Origin of the sequence: Mycobacterium sp. UM_Kg1, from assembly GCF_000972925.1 — a bacterium.
Lineage (GTDB): Bacteria > Actinomycetota > Actinomycetes > Mycobacteriales > Mycobacteriaceae > Mycobacterium > Mycobacterium hiberniae.
Window position 1 is genome coordinate 1 of sequence record NZ_JRMK01000103.1, and the last position, 15,218, is coordinate 15,218.

General features: G+C 69.0%; 15 protein-coding genes. 6 read left to right on the forward strand and 9 right to left on the reverse strand.

Features of this window, described 5'->3' with window-relative positions:
- A partial coding sequence (imuA', locus tag LI92_RS15365; RefSeq protein ID WP_046320292.1) for a DnaE2-dependent mutagenesis accessory factor ImuA' occupies nt 1-670 on the reverse strand: 670 nt, incomplete at its 3' end.
- A 194-nt stretch (nt 671-864) separates the two neighbouring features.
- On the opposite strand from imuA', the gene LI92_RS15370 reads away from it, so the two are divergent.
- A complete protein-coding gene (locus LI92_RS15370) occupies nt 865-1,719 on the forward strand; it encodes an oxygenase MpaB family protein (RefSeq protein WP_046320294.1) in 855 nt (284 codons plus the stop codon).
- Nucleotides 1,697-2,299 carry a TetR/AcrR family transcriptional regulator gene (locus tag LI92_RS15375; RefSeq protein WP_046320296.1) on the forward strand — a complete coding sequence of 201 codons (603 nt, stop codon included), beginning with the start codon at nt 1,697-1,699 and terminating at the stop codon, nt 2,297-2,299. Before LI92_RS15370 ends, LI92_RS15375 begins: the two co-directional genes overlap by 23 nt.
- A 13-nt stretch (nt 2,300-2,312) precedes the next feature.
- Here the strand turns inward: LI92_RS15375 and LI92_RS15380 are convergent, their stop codons facing one another.
- The gene (locus tag LI92_RS15380) at nt 2,313-3,158 is read right to left on the reverse strand and encodes a phytanoyl-CoA dioxygenase family protein (RefSeq protein ID WP_286135127.1); all 846 of its coding nucleotides are present in this window, start codon (nt 3,156-3,158) and stop codon (nt 2,313-2,315) included.
- A gap of 71 nt (nt 3,159-3,229) precedes the next feature.
- Nucleotides 3,230-4,783: a glutamine-hydrolyzing GMP synthase gene (guaA, locus tag LI92_RS15385; protein WP_046320299.1), complete on the reverse strand. Its 1,554-nt coding sequence runs from the start codon at nt 4,781-4,783 to the stop codon at nt 3,230-3,232.
- A 111-nt stretch (nt 4,784-4,894) separates the two neighbouring features.
- On the opposite strand from guaA, the gene LI92_RS15390 reads away from it, so the two are divergent.
- Both LI92_RS15390 and LI92_RS15395 read left to right on the forward strand, forming a co-directional pair.
- Nucleotides 4,895-5,629: a beta-phosphoglucomutase family hydrolase gene (locus LI92_RS15390; protein WP_046320300.1), complete on the forward strand. Its 735-nt coding sequence runs from the start codon at nt 4,895-4,897 to the stop codon at nt 5,627-5,629.
- A gap of 10 nt (nt 5,630-5,639) precedes the next feature.
- A complete protein-coding gene (locus tag LI92_RS15395) occupies nt 5,640-8,000 on the forward strand; it encodes a glycoside hydrolase family 65 protein (RefSeq protein WP_046320302.1) in 2,361 nt (786 codons plus the stop codon).
- 4 nt (nt 8,001-8,004) lie between these two features.
- Here LI92_RS15395 and LI92_RS15400 read toward each other — a convergent pair whose 3' ends face one another.
- From LI92_RS15400 to guaB, 3 genes are all read right to left on the reverse strand, one after another.
- The gene (locus LI92_RS15400) at nt 8,005-9,735 is read right to left on the reverse strand and encodes a GMC oxidoreductase (protein WP_046320304.1); all 1,731 of its coding nucleotides are present in this window, start codon (nt 9,733-9,735) and stop codon (nt 8,005-8,007) included.
- A 95-nt stretch (nt 9,736-9,830) separates the two neighbouring features.
- A complete protein-coding gene (locus LI92_RS15405; protein ID WP_192830065.1) occupies nt 9,831-10,970 on the reverse strand; it encodes a GuaB3 family IMP dehydrogenase-related protein in 1,140 nt (379 codons plus the stop codon).
- Nucleotides 10,971-11,063: 93 nt separating this feature from the next.
- Nucleotides 11,064-12,530, reverse strand: coding sequence for an IMP dehydrogenase (guaB, locus tag LI92_RS15410; RefSeq protein ID WP_204368894.1), 1,467 nt, complete (start codon nt 12,528-12,530; stop codon nt 11,064-11,066).
- A 272-nt stretch (nt 12,531-12,802) separates the two neighbouring features.
- On the opposite strand from guaB, the gene LI92_RS15415 reads away from it, so the two are divergent.
- Entirely contained in the window at nt 12,803-13,207 is a 405-nt protein-coding gene (locus LI92_RS15415) for a DUF5319 domain-containing protein (protein WP_046189125.1), read from the forward strand.
- On the opposite strand, the gene LI92_RS15420 is transcribed toward LI92_RS15415, so the two are convergent.
- On the reverse strand, nt 13,208-13,996 hold the full coding sequence (locus tag LI92_RS15420; RefSeq protein WP_046320308.1) for a hypothetical protein: 789 nt from the start codon (nt 13,994-13,996) through the stop codon (nt 13,208-13,210). It lies immediately after the preceding gene.
- Between the two features lie 260 nt (nt 13,997-14,256).
- On the opposite strand from LI92_RS15420, the gene LI92_RS15425 reads away from it, so the two are divergent.
- Complete coding sequence (locus LI92_RS15425) at nt 14,257-14,547, forward strand: WhiB family transcriptional regulator (RefSeq protein ID WP_046320309.1); 291 nt, start codon at nt 14,257-14,259, stop codon at nt 14,545-14,547.
- A gap of 236 nt (nt 14,548-14,783) precedes the next feature.
- Here the strand turns inward: LI92_RS15425 and LI92_RS15430 are convergent, their stop codons facing one another.
- On the reverse strand, nt 14,784-15,065 hold the full coding sequence (locus LI92_RS15430; RefSeq protein WP_046320311.1) for a hypothetical protein: 282 nt from the start codon (nt 15,063-15,065) through the stop codon (nt 14,784-14,786).
- Between the two features lie 9 nt (nt 15,066-15,074).
- On the reverse strand, nt 15,075-15,218 hold a 144-nt coding region (locus LI92_RS22420), incomplete at its 5' end, for a GlsB/YeaQ/YmgE family stress response membrane protein (RefSeq protein WP_046320312.1).

Sequence of the window (15,218 nt, forward strand, 5' to 3'; positions counted from 1 at the left end):
GCACCTCGAGGCGCACCGCGCCGATCCGGCCGAAGCCGCCAACGGCCGCGCAGCCCGCCGTCGGGTGGCCGGTGGTCTCATAACCGCTCACCCGGGCGTCCAGTCGCAGCGCCGACCCCTGCCAGTCGCCGCCGGAGACCAGCAGGGCACACCCGCGGTGGCGGGCACGGGCCAGCACGACCCGGGTGCGCGACGGCGGAACGCAGCGGCCGCCCAGACCGAGCACCACCAGATCCATGCCGTCGATCAGCACCGCGGCCACCTCCACCGGGTCGTTGCCGGGATCCGGGATGACGGCGAGCCGGCTCAGGTCTGCACCCATCTCCGCCGCGGCCAACAACCCGAGCTCCGGCTGGCCGACGATCGCCGCGTTCCCCCCGGCCGCCGTCACCGTGGCCACCACGCCCAGCGTCAGCGACCGGGCCCCCGAGAGCACCGCCACCGTGCCCCGGGGCAATCCGGCGGGCAGCACCTCGGCCAGCAGCGGCGGAACGGGCAGCACGGCGTCGGCCGCCGGGGCGACCGCAGCCCCCGGGACCGCGCCGGGCCCCGACCGGCCGGCACCCACCTTCCCGGACACCGCCGCCATCTGCAGACGCAGCTGTTTAAGCTGCTCAACACGGTTTTCCGGGATGACATGACGCTCCCCCACGCGCACCGCCGCCGTCATGATCGCCTCCGGGATGACTCAAATCCGATTCGAAACTATGTTCGATTGACCCGAGTGAACACTCCCCCACCGACAAACGTCAAGCCGGACTCTTCAGCGCTGCACCAACGGCCTCGCAGGCCACATCCGTACCGCGGGGAAGCCGCTGATCTCCCACTTTGGTACACAGTTCAAAACATGTAACACTGTGCCACATGACCCAATCCGTGGAGACCGACGCGGCTACCGATGCCCTGCCCCTGGGACCGCAGTCCCTGGTATGGCGCTACTTCGGCGACAACCGGATGTTCCTGATCGGGCCGCGCCCGGCAGTGCTGCAGAACATGCTCGCCGAGCTCGGCCAGGGCGTGCTGGACCACTCGGTGTTCTTCGCCGACACCGCTGCCCGCATCAAACGCTCGCTGCCGCCGATCTTCATGACCGTCTACGGCACCGAGTCCGGCCACTCCGGCCTGCAGGTGCGCGACTTCCACCACAGCATCAAGGGCAATATGCCCGACGGGAGCCGGTATCACGCGCTGGATCCCGAGACCTACTTCTGGGCGCACGCCACCTTCGTCGAGCAGGTGCTGTACTTCGCCGACACCTTCGTCAAACGGCTCACCCCGGACGAGAAGGAGCGGATCTACCTCGAGTCGAAGACCTGGTATCGCCGCTACGGCGTCAGCGACCGGGTGATGCCGGCCGACTACGCCGAATTCGAGCGCTACTGGAACCAGATGCTGGACAAGGTTCTCGTCGCCCACCCGACCGCCAAGTACGGCGTCGGCTATGTCACCAAGGGTTTCCCCTGCCCCAAGGGGGTGCCGCCGGCGCTGTGGCGGGCGATCTCGGTGATCTTCAATCCGGTCGCGGCGTTTCTCACCACCGGCGGCATGCCGCCGAGCACCCGCGCCCAATTGGGCCTGCCCTGGAGCGACCGGCAGGAGCGGCGCTATCAGCGGTTCGCCGCGGTCTGCCGATCGCGGCCGGTCAACTGGGCATGGGATCATTTGCCGATGCGACTGCGCTACAACAAGTTCGCCTATGCCGGCTACGCCCGGGGCTGACCCGGCGACCACCGCCATCCTCGACGCCGCGGTCGTCGAGTTCGAACAGCACGGCTTCCGCCGGGTGGCCCTGGACGACGTGGCTCGCCGCGCCCGGGTCAGCCGCACCACCATCTACCGCCGGTTCGCCGGCCGCGACGAACTGGTCGCCGCGGTCATCGACCGGGAGAACGCCGCGCTCTACGCCGATATCGCCGCCGAACTGAAAACCTCCGGCGCCCAGTCGAACTACTACGTCGAGGCATTCACCTCGGCGATCATGCGGTTTCGCCGGCATCGGGTTCTCAACCGGATGATCACCGACGAGCCGGCGCTGGCGCTGGAACTCGGACGGCGGCACTATGGCGCGATCGTGGAACGGATGTCCGAGGCACTGCAGGTGATCTTCCCGGCCGGTTTCGCCGAGCGCATCGGCCCGCAGGTGGTCACCGATCTGGCCGACACCATCCTGCGCTACGCGGCGATGGCGCTGCTGCTGCCCGCACGCGAACCGCTGGACTCCGCCGAGGACATCCGCAGATTCGCGACCCTGCATTTCCTGCCGAGCCTTCCCGCGGCGCTGCGCTCCACACCGATCTAGCGGGCTCCCCGCCTCAGATCGCCGCACCGACTCCCATCGAGGCCGCCACCTCAGGCATATAGCGCTCCGCGATCAAAGTCGCAATGGCCTCGACATCAGGAGCAAGCGGATACATGTGACGGTATTGCAGAACCTGTTTGCCGATCAGCCCCAGCCGCTCGGTGAAAGTCGGCATCCGGTGCGGATCCAGCAACGGGCTGTTGAACGGCGCACAGTCGGAACGCTGAAACTCGAAGGCGGCGCTGATCCGCGGCGCGGCTCCCAGACGGCTGCCGCGCCCACCCCAGTGCAGGACGGCCTGGTTCCAGGCGAACATGGTGCCCGCCGTGGCCGGCAGCGCCCGAATGTCCTGAAGATTGCGGACGATCGTGTTGTCCGGTCCGTCCCAGCGCCGCTCGACGAAACGATCGTCGAGATGGGCGGGCAGCATGTACATGCACCCGTTGAGCGGGGTGGCATCGGTGAACGGCAGCCACACGGTCAGCGTCCGCGGCGAGTTGTCGTCATCGAGGGTGTTGACCAACTTGTCCCGGTGCGGTCCCCAGCCCACGGCGTTATCGCTGGGGTTGACGTGCCAGACCCAGAAGTCGGGCAACGCCCGATACCCCTCGCCCATCACGCTGGTGAGGAACTCCGAAAACCCCTGGAACGCCAGCCACAGCTCGTCGTAGACGAAGGCGAAAGCCAGCGGGATTCCTTGTTGGAACAATGTCGACACACCCGTACGAATGGGCGCGACGGCCGCTTCCGGCAGGGCGTCGGGGACCTGGACGTAGCCCTCACGCTTCAAGTTCGCCAGCTGGGTGTCGAACTCGGCGACCGAAGTGGATGGGCGGGCGCCCCCAGCCTCTATCGACATTCCAGGGCACAGTTGCGCCCAGAATTCGCGACGCGTAACGCTGTCAGCCGAAAACGCAGCAATCATCGTGACTACTCCCACTCAATAGTGCCGGGTGGTTTGCTGGTGATATCCAACACCACCCGGTTGACCTCGGCCACCTCGTTGGTGATCCGGGTGGAAATCCGCTCGAGCACCTCGTAGGGAACCCGAGTCCAGTCGGCGGTCATGGCATCCTCGCTCGACACCGGCCGCAGCACGATCGGATGGCCGTAGGTACGGCCGTCGCCCTGCACCCCCACCGAGCGGACATCGGCCAAAAGCACCACCGGGCACTGCCAGATCTGGTGATCCAGGCCCGCGGCGGTCAACTCCTCGCGGGCTATCGCGTCGGCCTGCCGCAGCGTCGCCAGCCGCTGGGCGGTGACCTCGCCGACAATCCGGATACCCAGCCCGGGGCCCGGGAACGGTTGGCGGGCAACGATTTCCTCCGGCAGTCCCAGCTCACGACCGACCGCGCGCACCTCGTCTTTGAACAGCAGCCGCAGCGGCTCGACGAGGCTGAACTTCAGGTCGTCGGGCAGCCCACCGACGTTGTGGTGACTCTTGATGTTGGCGGTGCCGGCGCCGCCGCCGGATTCCACCACGTCGGGATACAGCGTGCCCTGCACCAGGAACTCGACGTCGTGGTCGCCCAACGTGTCTCGCACCGCGCCTTCGAACGCCCGGATGAACTGGCGCCCGATGATCTTTCGCTTACCCTCCGGGTCGGACACCCCGCTCAGCGCATCGAGAAAGACGGCAGCCGCATCTACGGTGACCAGCTTGGCTCCGGTGGCCAGGACGAAGTCGTTCTGCACCTGCTCGCGTTCCCCGGCCCGCAGCAGCCCATGATCGACGAACACACAGGTCAGCCGGTCGCCGATGGCACGTTGCACCAGTGCCGCGGCCACCGCGGAGTCCACCCCGCCGGAGAGCCCGCAGATGGCGTGGCCCTCGCCGATCTGTTCGCGCACCTGCTCGATCAGCGCATCGGCGATGTTGGCGGGCGTCCAGGACGCGTCGATGCCGGCGAACTCGTGCAGGAACCGGTTGAGCACACGCTGGCCGTACGGGGTGTGCAGCACTTCGGGGTGGTACTGCACCCCGGCCAGCCGGCGGGCACGGTTCTCGAACGCGGCGACCGGCGCACCGGCGGTGCGAGCCGCCACGGTGAACCCCTGCGGCGGCTGGGTGACCGCGTCGCCATGGCTCATCCATACCGGCTGGGTGGCCGGCAGGCCCGCGTGCAGCTCGCCTGCGGTCACCGTCAGCTCGGTGCGGCCGTACTCACTGGTGCCGGTGCGCTCCACGGTGCCTCCGAGTGCGGCCGCCATGGCCTGGAAGCCGTAGCAGATCCCGAACACCGGAATGTCGAGGTCGAACAGCGCCGGATCGAGCTGAGGGGCGCCCTCGGCGTAGACGCTGGCGGGTCCGCCGGACAGCACGATGGCCAGCGGATCGCGCGCAGCGATCTCCTCGACGGTCGCGGTGTGCGGGACCACTTCGGAGAACACCCGCGCTTCGCGGACCCGGCGGGCGATCAGTTGGGCGTATTGCGCGCCGAAGTCGATGACCAACACGGGGCGCGACGATGGTGACGACACCGCACGGAGTCTAGTGGCGGTTAGAGTCAACGAACCAACGGCGCGCATGGTGGGAGTGGAGATACACCGCTAGCGGAAGGAGATGGCCGCATCATCCGAACGCAGAACACGGTGCTGGGCCTGCCCGAGACGGTGCGAGCCTGCTTGTTCGACCTCGACGGCGTGCTCACCGATACCGCAAGCGTGCACACCCGCGCCTGGAAAGCCATGTTCGACACCTACCTGGCGGCGCGTGCCCAGCGCACCGGCGGCGCATTCACGCCGTTCGACCCGGACAGCGATTACCGGCGCTTCGTCGACGGCCGGAAACGCGACGACGGGGTGCGCGCATTCCTGGCCAGCCGCGGCATCACGCTGCCCGACGGCACCGACGACGACCCGCCGGACGCCGAGACCGTGCACGGGCTGGGCAACCGCAAGAACGAGGCGTTCCAGCTGACGCTACGGGCCGACGGCGTGGAGGTGTTCGAGGGGTCCCGGCGCTACCTGGCGGCGGTCACCGCCGCGGGCCTGGCCACCGCGGTGGTTTCGGCCAGCGCCAATGCCGGTGAGATTCTGGCGCTGACCGGTCTGGACAAGTTCATCGGCCAACGAGTCGACGGCGTGACCCTGCGCACCGAACACATCGCGGGCAAACCCGCCCCCGATTCGTTCCTGCGGGCCGCGCAGCTGCTGGGCGTCACTCCCGCGGCGTGCGCGGTGTACGAGGATGCACTGGCGGGCGTGGCGGCCGGACGGGCCGGCGGGTTCGGCTTCGTGGTGGGCGTCGACCGCGTGGGCCAGCGCGACGACCTGCTGAGCAATGGCGCCGACGTGGTCGTCACCGATCTGGAGGAACTGTTGTGAGAGAGCGCCGATGATCCCGCAGGACTACTTCCCGATCGAGCCGTGGCAGCTCCGCGAGACCCGGCTCGACCTGGACCTGCTCGGGCAGACCGAGTCGCTGTTCGCGCTGTCCAACGGGCACATCGGTCTGCGCGGCAACCTCGATGAGGGCGAACCGCACGGCATGCCCGGCACCTACCTCAACTCCTTCTACGAGGTGCGCCCGCTGCCGCACGCCGAGGCCGGTTACGGCTACCCGCAGGCCGGGCAGACCGTCGTCGATGTGACCAACGGCAAGATCCTGCGGCTGATGGTCGACGACGAACCGTTCGATGTCCGCTACGGCGAACTGATCGACCACCAGCGCATCCTGGACATGCGCGCCGGCACCCTGCGCCGCCACGTCCATTGGCGCTCACCGGCGAAAAAGCAGGTCAAGGTGCACTCGACGCGGCTGGTCTCGCTGGCCCACCGCAGCGTCGCGGCGATCGAATACGTCGTCGAGGCGGTCGACGAGTTCGTCCGGGTCACCGTGCAATCGGAGCTGGTCGCCAATGAGGACCAGCCCCCGACCTCCGATGACCCTCGGGTGGCGGCCATCCTGGAGAACCCGCTGGAGGCCGTCGAACGCGAGAACAACAACACCGGCGCGGTGCTGGTACACCGCACCCGTGCGAGCGGACTGATGATGGCCGCCGCCATGGACCACGAGGTCGAGGTGCCCGGCCGGGTCCAGGTCACGACCATCACGATCCCCGACGTGGCGGCAACCACCATCGTGTGCGGGTTACGCCCGGGGCAGAAGCTGCGGATAGTCAAGTACCTGGCCTACGGCTGGTCCAGCGAACGGTCCCGGCCGGCGCTGCGCGACCAGGCCATCGCCGCGCTGACCGGTGCCCGCTACAGCGGCTGGCAGGGGCTGCTCGACGCCCAGCGGGCTTATCTCGACGAGTTCTGGGACGGTGCCGACGTCGAAGTCCACGGCGACCCGGACTGCCAGCAGGCGGTCCGCTTCGCGCTGTTCCATCTGCTGCAGGCCAGCGCCCGCGCCGAACGCCGCGCCATCCCCAGCAAGGGACTGACCGGCACCGGTTATGACGGCCACACTTTCTGGGACAGCGAGAGCTTCATCCTGCCGGTGCTGATCTACACCGCCCCGCAGGCCGCCGCCGACGCGCTGCGCTGGCGGGCCACCACCCTGGACCTGGCGCGTGGGCGAGCCGCCGAGCTGGGGCTGGCCGGGGCGGCCTTCCCGTGGCGGACCATCCGCGGCCAGGAATGCTCCGGGTACTGGCCCGCGGGCACCGCCGCCTGGCACATCAACGCCGATATCGCGGCGGCGTTCGAGCAGTACCGGGTGGTCACCGGCGACACCACGGTGGAGCAGGAATGCGGTTTGGCGGTGCTGGTTGAGACGGCGCGGCTCTGGCGATCGCTGGGGCACCACGACCGGCACGGGGTGTGGCACCTGTACGGAGTCACCGGGCCCGACGAGTACACCGCCGTCGTTCGGGACAACGTGTTCACCAACCTGATGGCCGCCCACAACCTGCGCACCGCCGCCGACGCCTGCGCCCGCCACCCCGATGCCGCCCACGAGCTGGGGGTCACCACCGAGGAGATGGCCGGCTGGCGCGACGCCGCCGACGCCGCACACATCCCCTACGACGAGGAGCTGGGGGTGCACCCGCAGTGCGAGGGCTTCACCTCGGCCGCCGAATGGGACTTCGAGAACCGCAACACCTACCCGCTGCTGCTCAACGAGCCCTATGTGCGGCTGTACCCGGCGCAGGTGGTCAAGCAGGCCGATCTTCTGCTGGCCATGCAGTGGCGCAGCCACGCGTTCACCGCCGAGCAGAAAGCCCGCAACGTCGACTACTACGAGCGGCGCACCGTGCGGGACTCGTCGCTGTCGGCGTGCACCCAGGCGGTGATGTGCGCCGAGGTGGGGCACTTGGAGCTGGCCCACGACTACACCTACGAGACGGCGTTCATCGATCTGCGCGACCTGCACGACAACACCCGCGACGGCCTGCACCTGGCGGCGCTGGCCGGCTCCTGGGTGGCCCTGGTCGCCGGGTTCGGCGGCCTGCGCGAGGACACCGGCGTGCTGTCGCTGGACCCCGCACTGCCCGACGGGATATCACGGCTGCGGTTCCGGCTGCGCTGGCACGGGTTTCGGGTGACCGTCGACGCCAACCACACCGAGGTCACCTACACCCTGCGCGACGGCCCCGGCGGGCGGCTGACGATCAACCATGGCGGCCAGGACGTCGAACTGAACCCCCAGGCCCCGACGACGCTGCCGGTCCGCCGCCGCGAGCCGCTGCTGCCCACCCCGATCCAGCCGCCCGGCCGCGCACCGACGCATCGCCGGGAGGTCGCGCGGTGATACCTCAGGCGATACCGGTAGACCAGCGCAGCGCGCCCACGGCGTGATCGGGCACCGCCGGGTTCTTCGGCGCGATCGGGTCCAGCCGCCGGTAGGGGTCGCCCTGGGCGGGCCGCAGATCGACCTCGCCCTTGTTGGGCCACAACGACGCCGCCCGCTCGGCCTGCGCGGCGATCGACAGTGAGGGGTTGACACCGAGGTTGGCCGACACCGCCGCGCCGTCCATCACCGCCAGGGTCGGGTAGCCGTACACCCGCTGGTAAGGGTCGATGACACCGTGCTCGGGGCTGTCCCCGATCGCGGCGCCGCCCAAGAAGTGCGCGGTGAGCGGGATGTTGAACAACTCTCCCCAGGTCCCGCCGGCCACTCCGTCGATCTTGGCGGCGATCCGGCGGGTGACCTCGTTGCCGACCGGAATCCAGCTCGGGTTCGGCTCGCCGTGGCCCTGCTTGCTGGTGTAGCGGCGGATGCCCAGCCGGCCGCGTTTGGTGAACGTGGTGATCGAGTTGTCCAGATGCTGCATGACCAGGGCGATCACCGTGCGCTCGCTCCAGTGTCGCGGGTTGAGCAGGCGCAGGATGTGGCGCGGGTCTTCGCCGGCCTGGTCCAGCAGCTGTCTCCAGCGCGGCACATCGGTGCCTTGCGGGCCGGCACCGTCGGTCATCAGGGTCTGCAGCAGCCCCATGGCATTGGAGCCCTTGCCGTAGCGCACCGGTTCGACATGGGTGTCGGCGGTGGGATGGATCGAGGACGTGATCGCCACGCCGTGCGTCAGGTTCAGCTCCGGGTTGACGTTCAACGTCGCCGCACCAACGATGGATTCGGAGTTGGTGCGGGTGAGCACCCCCAGCTTGTCGGACAGCTTCGGCAGCTTGCCCTTATCGCGCATCTTGAACAGCAGCCGCTGGGTGTTGTAGGTGCCGGCCGCCAGGATCAGGTGGTGCGCGGTGAAAGTCTTGCGTCGCCGCGCAAACCCGGGACCGGTGCGCACCGTCTGCACGCGCCACAGCCCGTCGGCGCCCTGCTCGAAGGCAGTTACCGTCGTCATCGGATGCACTTGTGCACCAGCCGATTCCGCCAGATACAGGTAGTTCTTCACCAAGGTGTTCTTGGCGCCCCATCGGCAGCCCGTCATGCACTCGCCGCATTCGAGGCAACCGGTGCGTTTCGGACCGGCGCCGCCGAAGTACGGGTCGGCCACCGTCTTGCCCGGCGCCTTGCCCCCGCGGGCGCCGTCCGGACCGAAGAACACGCCGACCGGGGTGGCCACGAAGGTGTCACCGACCCCCATGTCGTCGGCGACCTCCTTGACGATGCGGTCCGCGTCGGTGAACGTCGGGTTCTTGACCACACCGAGCATCCGCTGCGCCTGGTCGTAGTGCGGCATCAACTCGGCGCGCCAGTCGGTGATGTGTGCCCACTGCTTGTCGGCGAAGAACGGTTCCGGTGGCACGTAGAGGGTGTTGGCGTAATTCAGCGAGCCGCCGCCGACTCCGGCGCCGGCCAGCACCATGACGTTGTTGAGCAGATGGATGCGCTGAATGCCATAGCAGCCCAGCTTCGGCGCCCACAGGAATTCCCGCAGGTGCCAGGAATTCTTGGCGAAGTCCTCATCGGCGTAGCGGCGTCCCGCTTCCAGAACACCGACGCGGTACCCCTTCTCGGTCAGCCGTAGCGCGCTCACGCTGCCGCCGAAACCCGAGCCGATGATCACGACGTCGTAGTCAGGCTTCATCGCATCAGTATGCCCTACCCGGTACCCGCGGTAGCAGGGTCGCCGAGGCCAAATCTCGTTGCGATCTTTGTCTTCTGGAGACAAAGAGTGGGCGGTCAAGAACCGACGGTCAGGCCGACCTTCTGGAATTCCTTGAGATCGCAGTAGCCGGCCTTGGCCATCGCGCGGCGCAGCCCGCCGACCAGGTTCAGCGAGCCGAACGGGTCGTCCGAGGGCCCCTCGAGCACCTGCTCGAGGCTGGGGCGCTCGCCGTAGGCGACCTGCATCAGCGCACCGCGCGGCAGCGACGGGTGGGCGGCAGCCGACGGCCAGTACCAGCCGTCGCCCTGCGCCTCGGCCGCCGCGGCCAGCGGCGTGCCCAGCACGACCGCGTCGGCGCCGCAGGCGATCGCCTTGGCCAGGTCGCCGGAGGTGTGGATATCGCCGTCGGCGAGCACATGCACGTAGCGTCCGCCGGTCTCGTCGAGGTATTCGCGGCGCGCGGCGGCCGCATCGGCGATCGCCGTGGCCATCGGCACCGAGATGCCCAGCACCTCATCGGATGTGGTCACTCCGGAGGTGGAGCCGTAGCCGACGATCACACCGGCAGCACCGGTCCGCATCAGGTGCAGCGCGGTGCGATGGTCGATCACCCCGCCGGCCACCACCGGGATGTCCAGCTCGGAGATGAAGGTCTTCAGGTTGAGCGGTTCGCCGGCCCCGTCGCGATCCACCGCGACACGCTCGGCGGAGATGATGGTGCCCTGGATGACCAGCAGGTCGACCCCGGCCGCCACCAGCGCGGGAGTCAGCGCTGCGGCGTTCTGCGGACTCACCCGTACCGCGGTGGTCACTCCGGCCTCGCTGATGCGCGCTACCGCGGCGCCGAGCAGCTCGGGGTCCAGGGGCGCAGCGTGCAACTGCTGCAGCAGCCGGATCGCCGCCGAGGGCTCGGGCTCCTTGGCGGCGGCCTCGATCACCTGGGCGATCTTGGCTTCCACGTCGGCGTGCCGGCCGATGAGACCCTCGGCGTTGAGCACGCCCAAGCCGCCGAGCCGGCCCAGCTCGACGGCGAACTCCGGGGAGACCAGCGCATCGGTGGGGTGGGCCAGCACCGGCATCTCGAACCGGTAGGCGTCCAGCTGCCAGGCGGTGGACACGTCCTTGGAGGAGCGGGTACGCCGGGACGGCACGATGTTGATGTCGTCGAGTTCATAGGTGCGACGGGCGGTGCGGCCCATGCCGATCTCAACCATGTCACGCATGCGGGATCACCCTTATCTTTCCGCGAAACCGACATTCTGCAGCACAAGCACTGGTGCCGACCCGCAAAACGTCGGTTTCGGCGCTTAACGCACGTAGTAGTTCGGCGCTTCGACGGTCATGGTGATGTCGTGCGGGTGGCTTTCCTTCAAGCCGGCGGCGGTGATCCGCACGAACTGCGCCTGCTGCAACTGCTCGATGGTGGCCGAACCGGTGTAACCCATCGCCGCCCGCAGCCCGCCGGTGAGCTGGTGGATGACGGTGCTCAGCGGCCCCCGGAACGGCACCCGGCCCTCGATGCCCTCGGGCACCAGCTTGTCCTCGGAGAGGGCGTCGTCCTGGAAGTAGCGGTCCTTGGAGTAGGACTTGGCTCCACCGCGACCCTGCATGGCGCCCAGCGAACCCATCCCGCGGTAGCTCTTGAACTGCTTGCCGTTGACGAAGATCAGGTCGCCGGGCGATTCGGCGGTGCCGGCCAACAGCGAGCCCAGCATCGTCGTCGACGCGCCGGCCGCCAGCGCCTTGGCGATGTCACCGGAGTACTGCAGCCCGCCGTCGGCGATCACCGGCACTCCGGCCGGCGCACAGACGGCCACTGCCTCCATGATGGCGGTGATCTGCGGGGCACCGACCCCGGCGACCACCCGGGTGGTGCAGATTGAGCCGGGGCCCACCCCGACCTTCACCGCGTCGGCACCGGCTTCGACCAGCGCGGCGGCTCCCCCGCGGGTGGCGACGTTGCCGCCGACCACCTCGACGCGCTCGCCGACTTCGGCTTTGAGCTTGCCGACCATGTCGAGCACACCGCGGTTGTGGGCATGGGCGGTGTCGACCACCAGGACGTCGACCCCGGCGTCCACCAGGGTCATGGCCCGCACCCAGGCATCGTCGCCGACGCCGACCGCGGCCCCGACCAGCAGCCGGCCGTCGCTGTCCTTGGTGGCCAACGGGTGCTGTTCGGTCTTGACGAAGTCCTTGACGGTGATCAGCCCGGTCAGCTTCCCGTGCCCGTCGACGATCGGCAGCTTCTCGATCTTGTGCCGGCGCAGCAGGCCCAGCGCGGCGTCGGCGGAGACCCCTTCCTGCGCGGTGATCAGCGGCGCCTTGGTCATCACCTCGGCGACCGGTTTGGCCTGGTCGACTTCGAAGCGCATGTCGCGGTTGGTGATGATCCCGACCAGCGAACCCTGCTTGTCGACGACCGGCAGCCCGGAGATGCGGAAGCGGGCGCACATGGCGTCCACCTCGGCCAGGGTGTTCTCCGGGGTACAGGTCACCGGGTCGGTCACCATCCCCGCCTCGGACCGCTTCACCGTCTCGACCTGGCCGGCCTGTTCGGCGACCGGCAGATTGCGGTGCAGCACGCCCATGCCGCCGGCACGGGCCATCGCAATCGCCATGCGCGCCTCGGTGACGGTGTCCATCGCGGAGCTGACCAGCGGCACCCTGAGCGCAATGTTGCGGGTCAACCGGCTGGCGGTGTCAGCGGTGGCGGGCACCACGTCGGAGGCCGCCGGCAGCAGCAGCACATCGTCGAAGGTCAGCCCCAGCATGGCGATCTTCGGGGCCTGCCCGTCGAGCGCACCGCCGGCGTACACCGCGTCATCGATCGGTCCGGCGGCGTACTGGCCGGTCATTTGGGCACTGACTTCCGGTTTGGACAACCAACGGCCATCTGGGAGCCTCCACTACAAAGCCGGGGTGAGAAGACCATCTTAATCGCGGCGCGCCGGCGCCTTCGCCCGCCACCACCTTGACCGCCGCGCAGGGTGTGCCGCGACCTGCCGCTGGCGTTCGGTCATGGCGACTGCGTACCCTGATGGGCGTGCGTGACCACCTGCCACCCGGTTTGCCACCGGACCCGTTCGCCGACGATCCTCACGACCCGTCTGCCGCACTGGACGCGGTGGAACCGGGCCAGCCGCTGGATCCGCAGGAGCGCAGTGCGGTCGAGGCCGACCTCGCCGATCTGGCGGTCTACGAAGCGTTGCTGGCGCACCGGGGAATTCGCGGCCTGGTGGTGTGTTGCGACGACTGCCAGCAGGATCACTACCACGATTGGGACATGCTGCGCGCCAACCTGCTGCAGCTGCTCATCGACGGCACCGTCCGCCCGCACGAGCCGGCCTACGACCCCGAGCCCGACAGCTACGTGACGTGGGACTACTGCCGCGGCTACGCCGACGCGTCGCTCAACGGGGCGACCTCGGAAGCCGACGGCTACCGCTGATCAGCGCGACTGCCAGTTCCCGCCCCGGTGGCCCACCAGCGCCGCGGCGTCGTCACGCAGCTCCCGCAGTTCCGCAGCGGTCCACCTAGGGCTGCCGATGTCGGCCAGCATGCAGGCCAGCGCCCACCGCAACGGCACCAGCCCCAGCCGCCCGGTCTCTGCGATCGCGTCCTCGGCCACCGCCCGCGCCCGGTCGACGTTGCCCGCGCAGCACAGCGCGCCGGCCAGCACCACCTGACTTTTCACCCGGTGTCGCGCCATGCCGTCGCCGACGAGCGCCACGGCCCGCTCGGCATTGCGCACCGCGGCCGATCCATCGTCGGTGACCATCGCAAGTTCCGCGGCCACCCAGTGCCGGCGGACCGCCAGGCGCGGCGGCGCGGCGGCCGACTCGGGGGCCAGCCGGGCCAGCAGTGCCGCCGATGCCGCGAACCGCCCGACACCCAGGGCGTCGGCCGCCAACCCCACCAGCGCGTCGGCACGGGCGACGGGATCGTCGCCGGCCAGCGCCAATGCCCGGCCGTCGAAGCCGCGGGCCACATCGTGCCCGCCGAGCTGGCGCAGGAAAGAACCCCGCGTGCTGTGGGCGTGGGAGGCCAGCGGCCCTGCCGGAACGGCGCGTAACAACGCGTCCAGATCGGCCGCGGCGCTGGCGTACCGACCCTGGCCGCCGGCGGCGACGGCACGCAGCCACCGCTGGCGCGGATTGGCCGCTTCGGGCAAGGGCCAGCGGCCCGGTTCGTCCCCGAAGGCGGCTGCGGCCAAAACGGCCTCTGAGTCCTCGATCATCGCTGCGCGACGTTACGCGCAGGTGACATAACTTCACCAATCCACAGAATGCGGAATAACATCCACTCTCACGGAATGTCCACCCTTTTAGGCCAGCCTTTCTTAATCCTCGCGTTGGTATTACTTCAGATCGTTTGGTTACCGTCCCCACGGCGCCGGAATTCAGCCGGCGCTGTTTTACGCGCAGCACCTGAAGAGAACGCTCGCCAGGCCGTCCTCCGTGAGACCCGGCCCGACCAGCGTTTGGAGAGGGGTTCCCCATGCCACAGGTTGAGCAGTTGCCCGGCCGCAACGCGGACGTATGGGATTGGCAGCTCCGCGGAGCGTGTCGGGGAGTCGATTCGTCGGTGTTCTTCCCGCCCGACGGAGAACGGGGCCGTGCGCGGGCAGCGCGGGAACAGAATGCCAAAAAGTGGTGCCGCGCTTGCCCGGTGCTCGAGCAGTGCCGTGCGCACGCGCTCGCCGTGGGCGAGCCCTACGGCATCTGGGGCGGCATGTCCGAAGCCGAGCGGCACGCGGCGTTGCGCTGCAACTTGCGGCCCAGCGGCTAAGTACTTCCCCGACCGGTGCGGCGGCGTCACGTCCGCGGCCCGTGGGCATCCCCGAGCAGCCCCCGGAATTTCCCGGGGGCTGTTCGCCCCCCGGCGATGCGGTTGGATCGGTCGCGACTCGGCGAAGCGGGCACCGCCCCGCGCGCGTCGTCCCGACGCCAACCGCGGCGACGGCACCGGCCAAAACGTTGGCACCACACGGCGCGGCTACCGCGCCGTGTGGTGCCAACGTCAGCTCAGCCGTGCGGCGCCTCGGATATTTTGCTGTCCGGCCTGCCCAGGGTCTTGCAGTAGGTCGACACCGACAGCCGCGTTGCCGAGACCTCCAGTGCGGCCGGATCGGTGCCACTGCGGTCTTTGAGCATCTTGGTTATCTCGTCGTCCTGCTTCTTCTCGTCGTGATCGACGAAGTCCTTGCATCGGGTGTCGCCGCCGGTGTTGATCACCTCAGAGGCCGAGCACGCCCCGGAGAACATGACTCCCAGCGCAAGGGCTGCCAACGCAACATATTTCATCATGGCGACTCCTTACGCCTCGCGCCCGAAGAGTCGCAGCAGCCAGAGCAGAATGATCGCTCCCAGGACCGCGGTGAACAAGGTGAACCACCAGCCGCCGCTCGCGGTGTCGACGACGAAGCTGAGCAGGAATCCCCCGATCAGGGCTCCGACGAC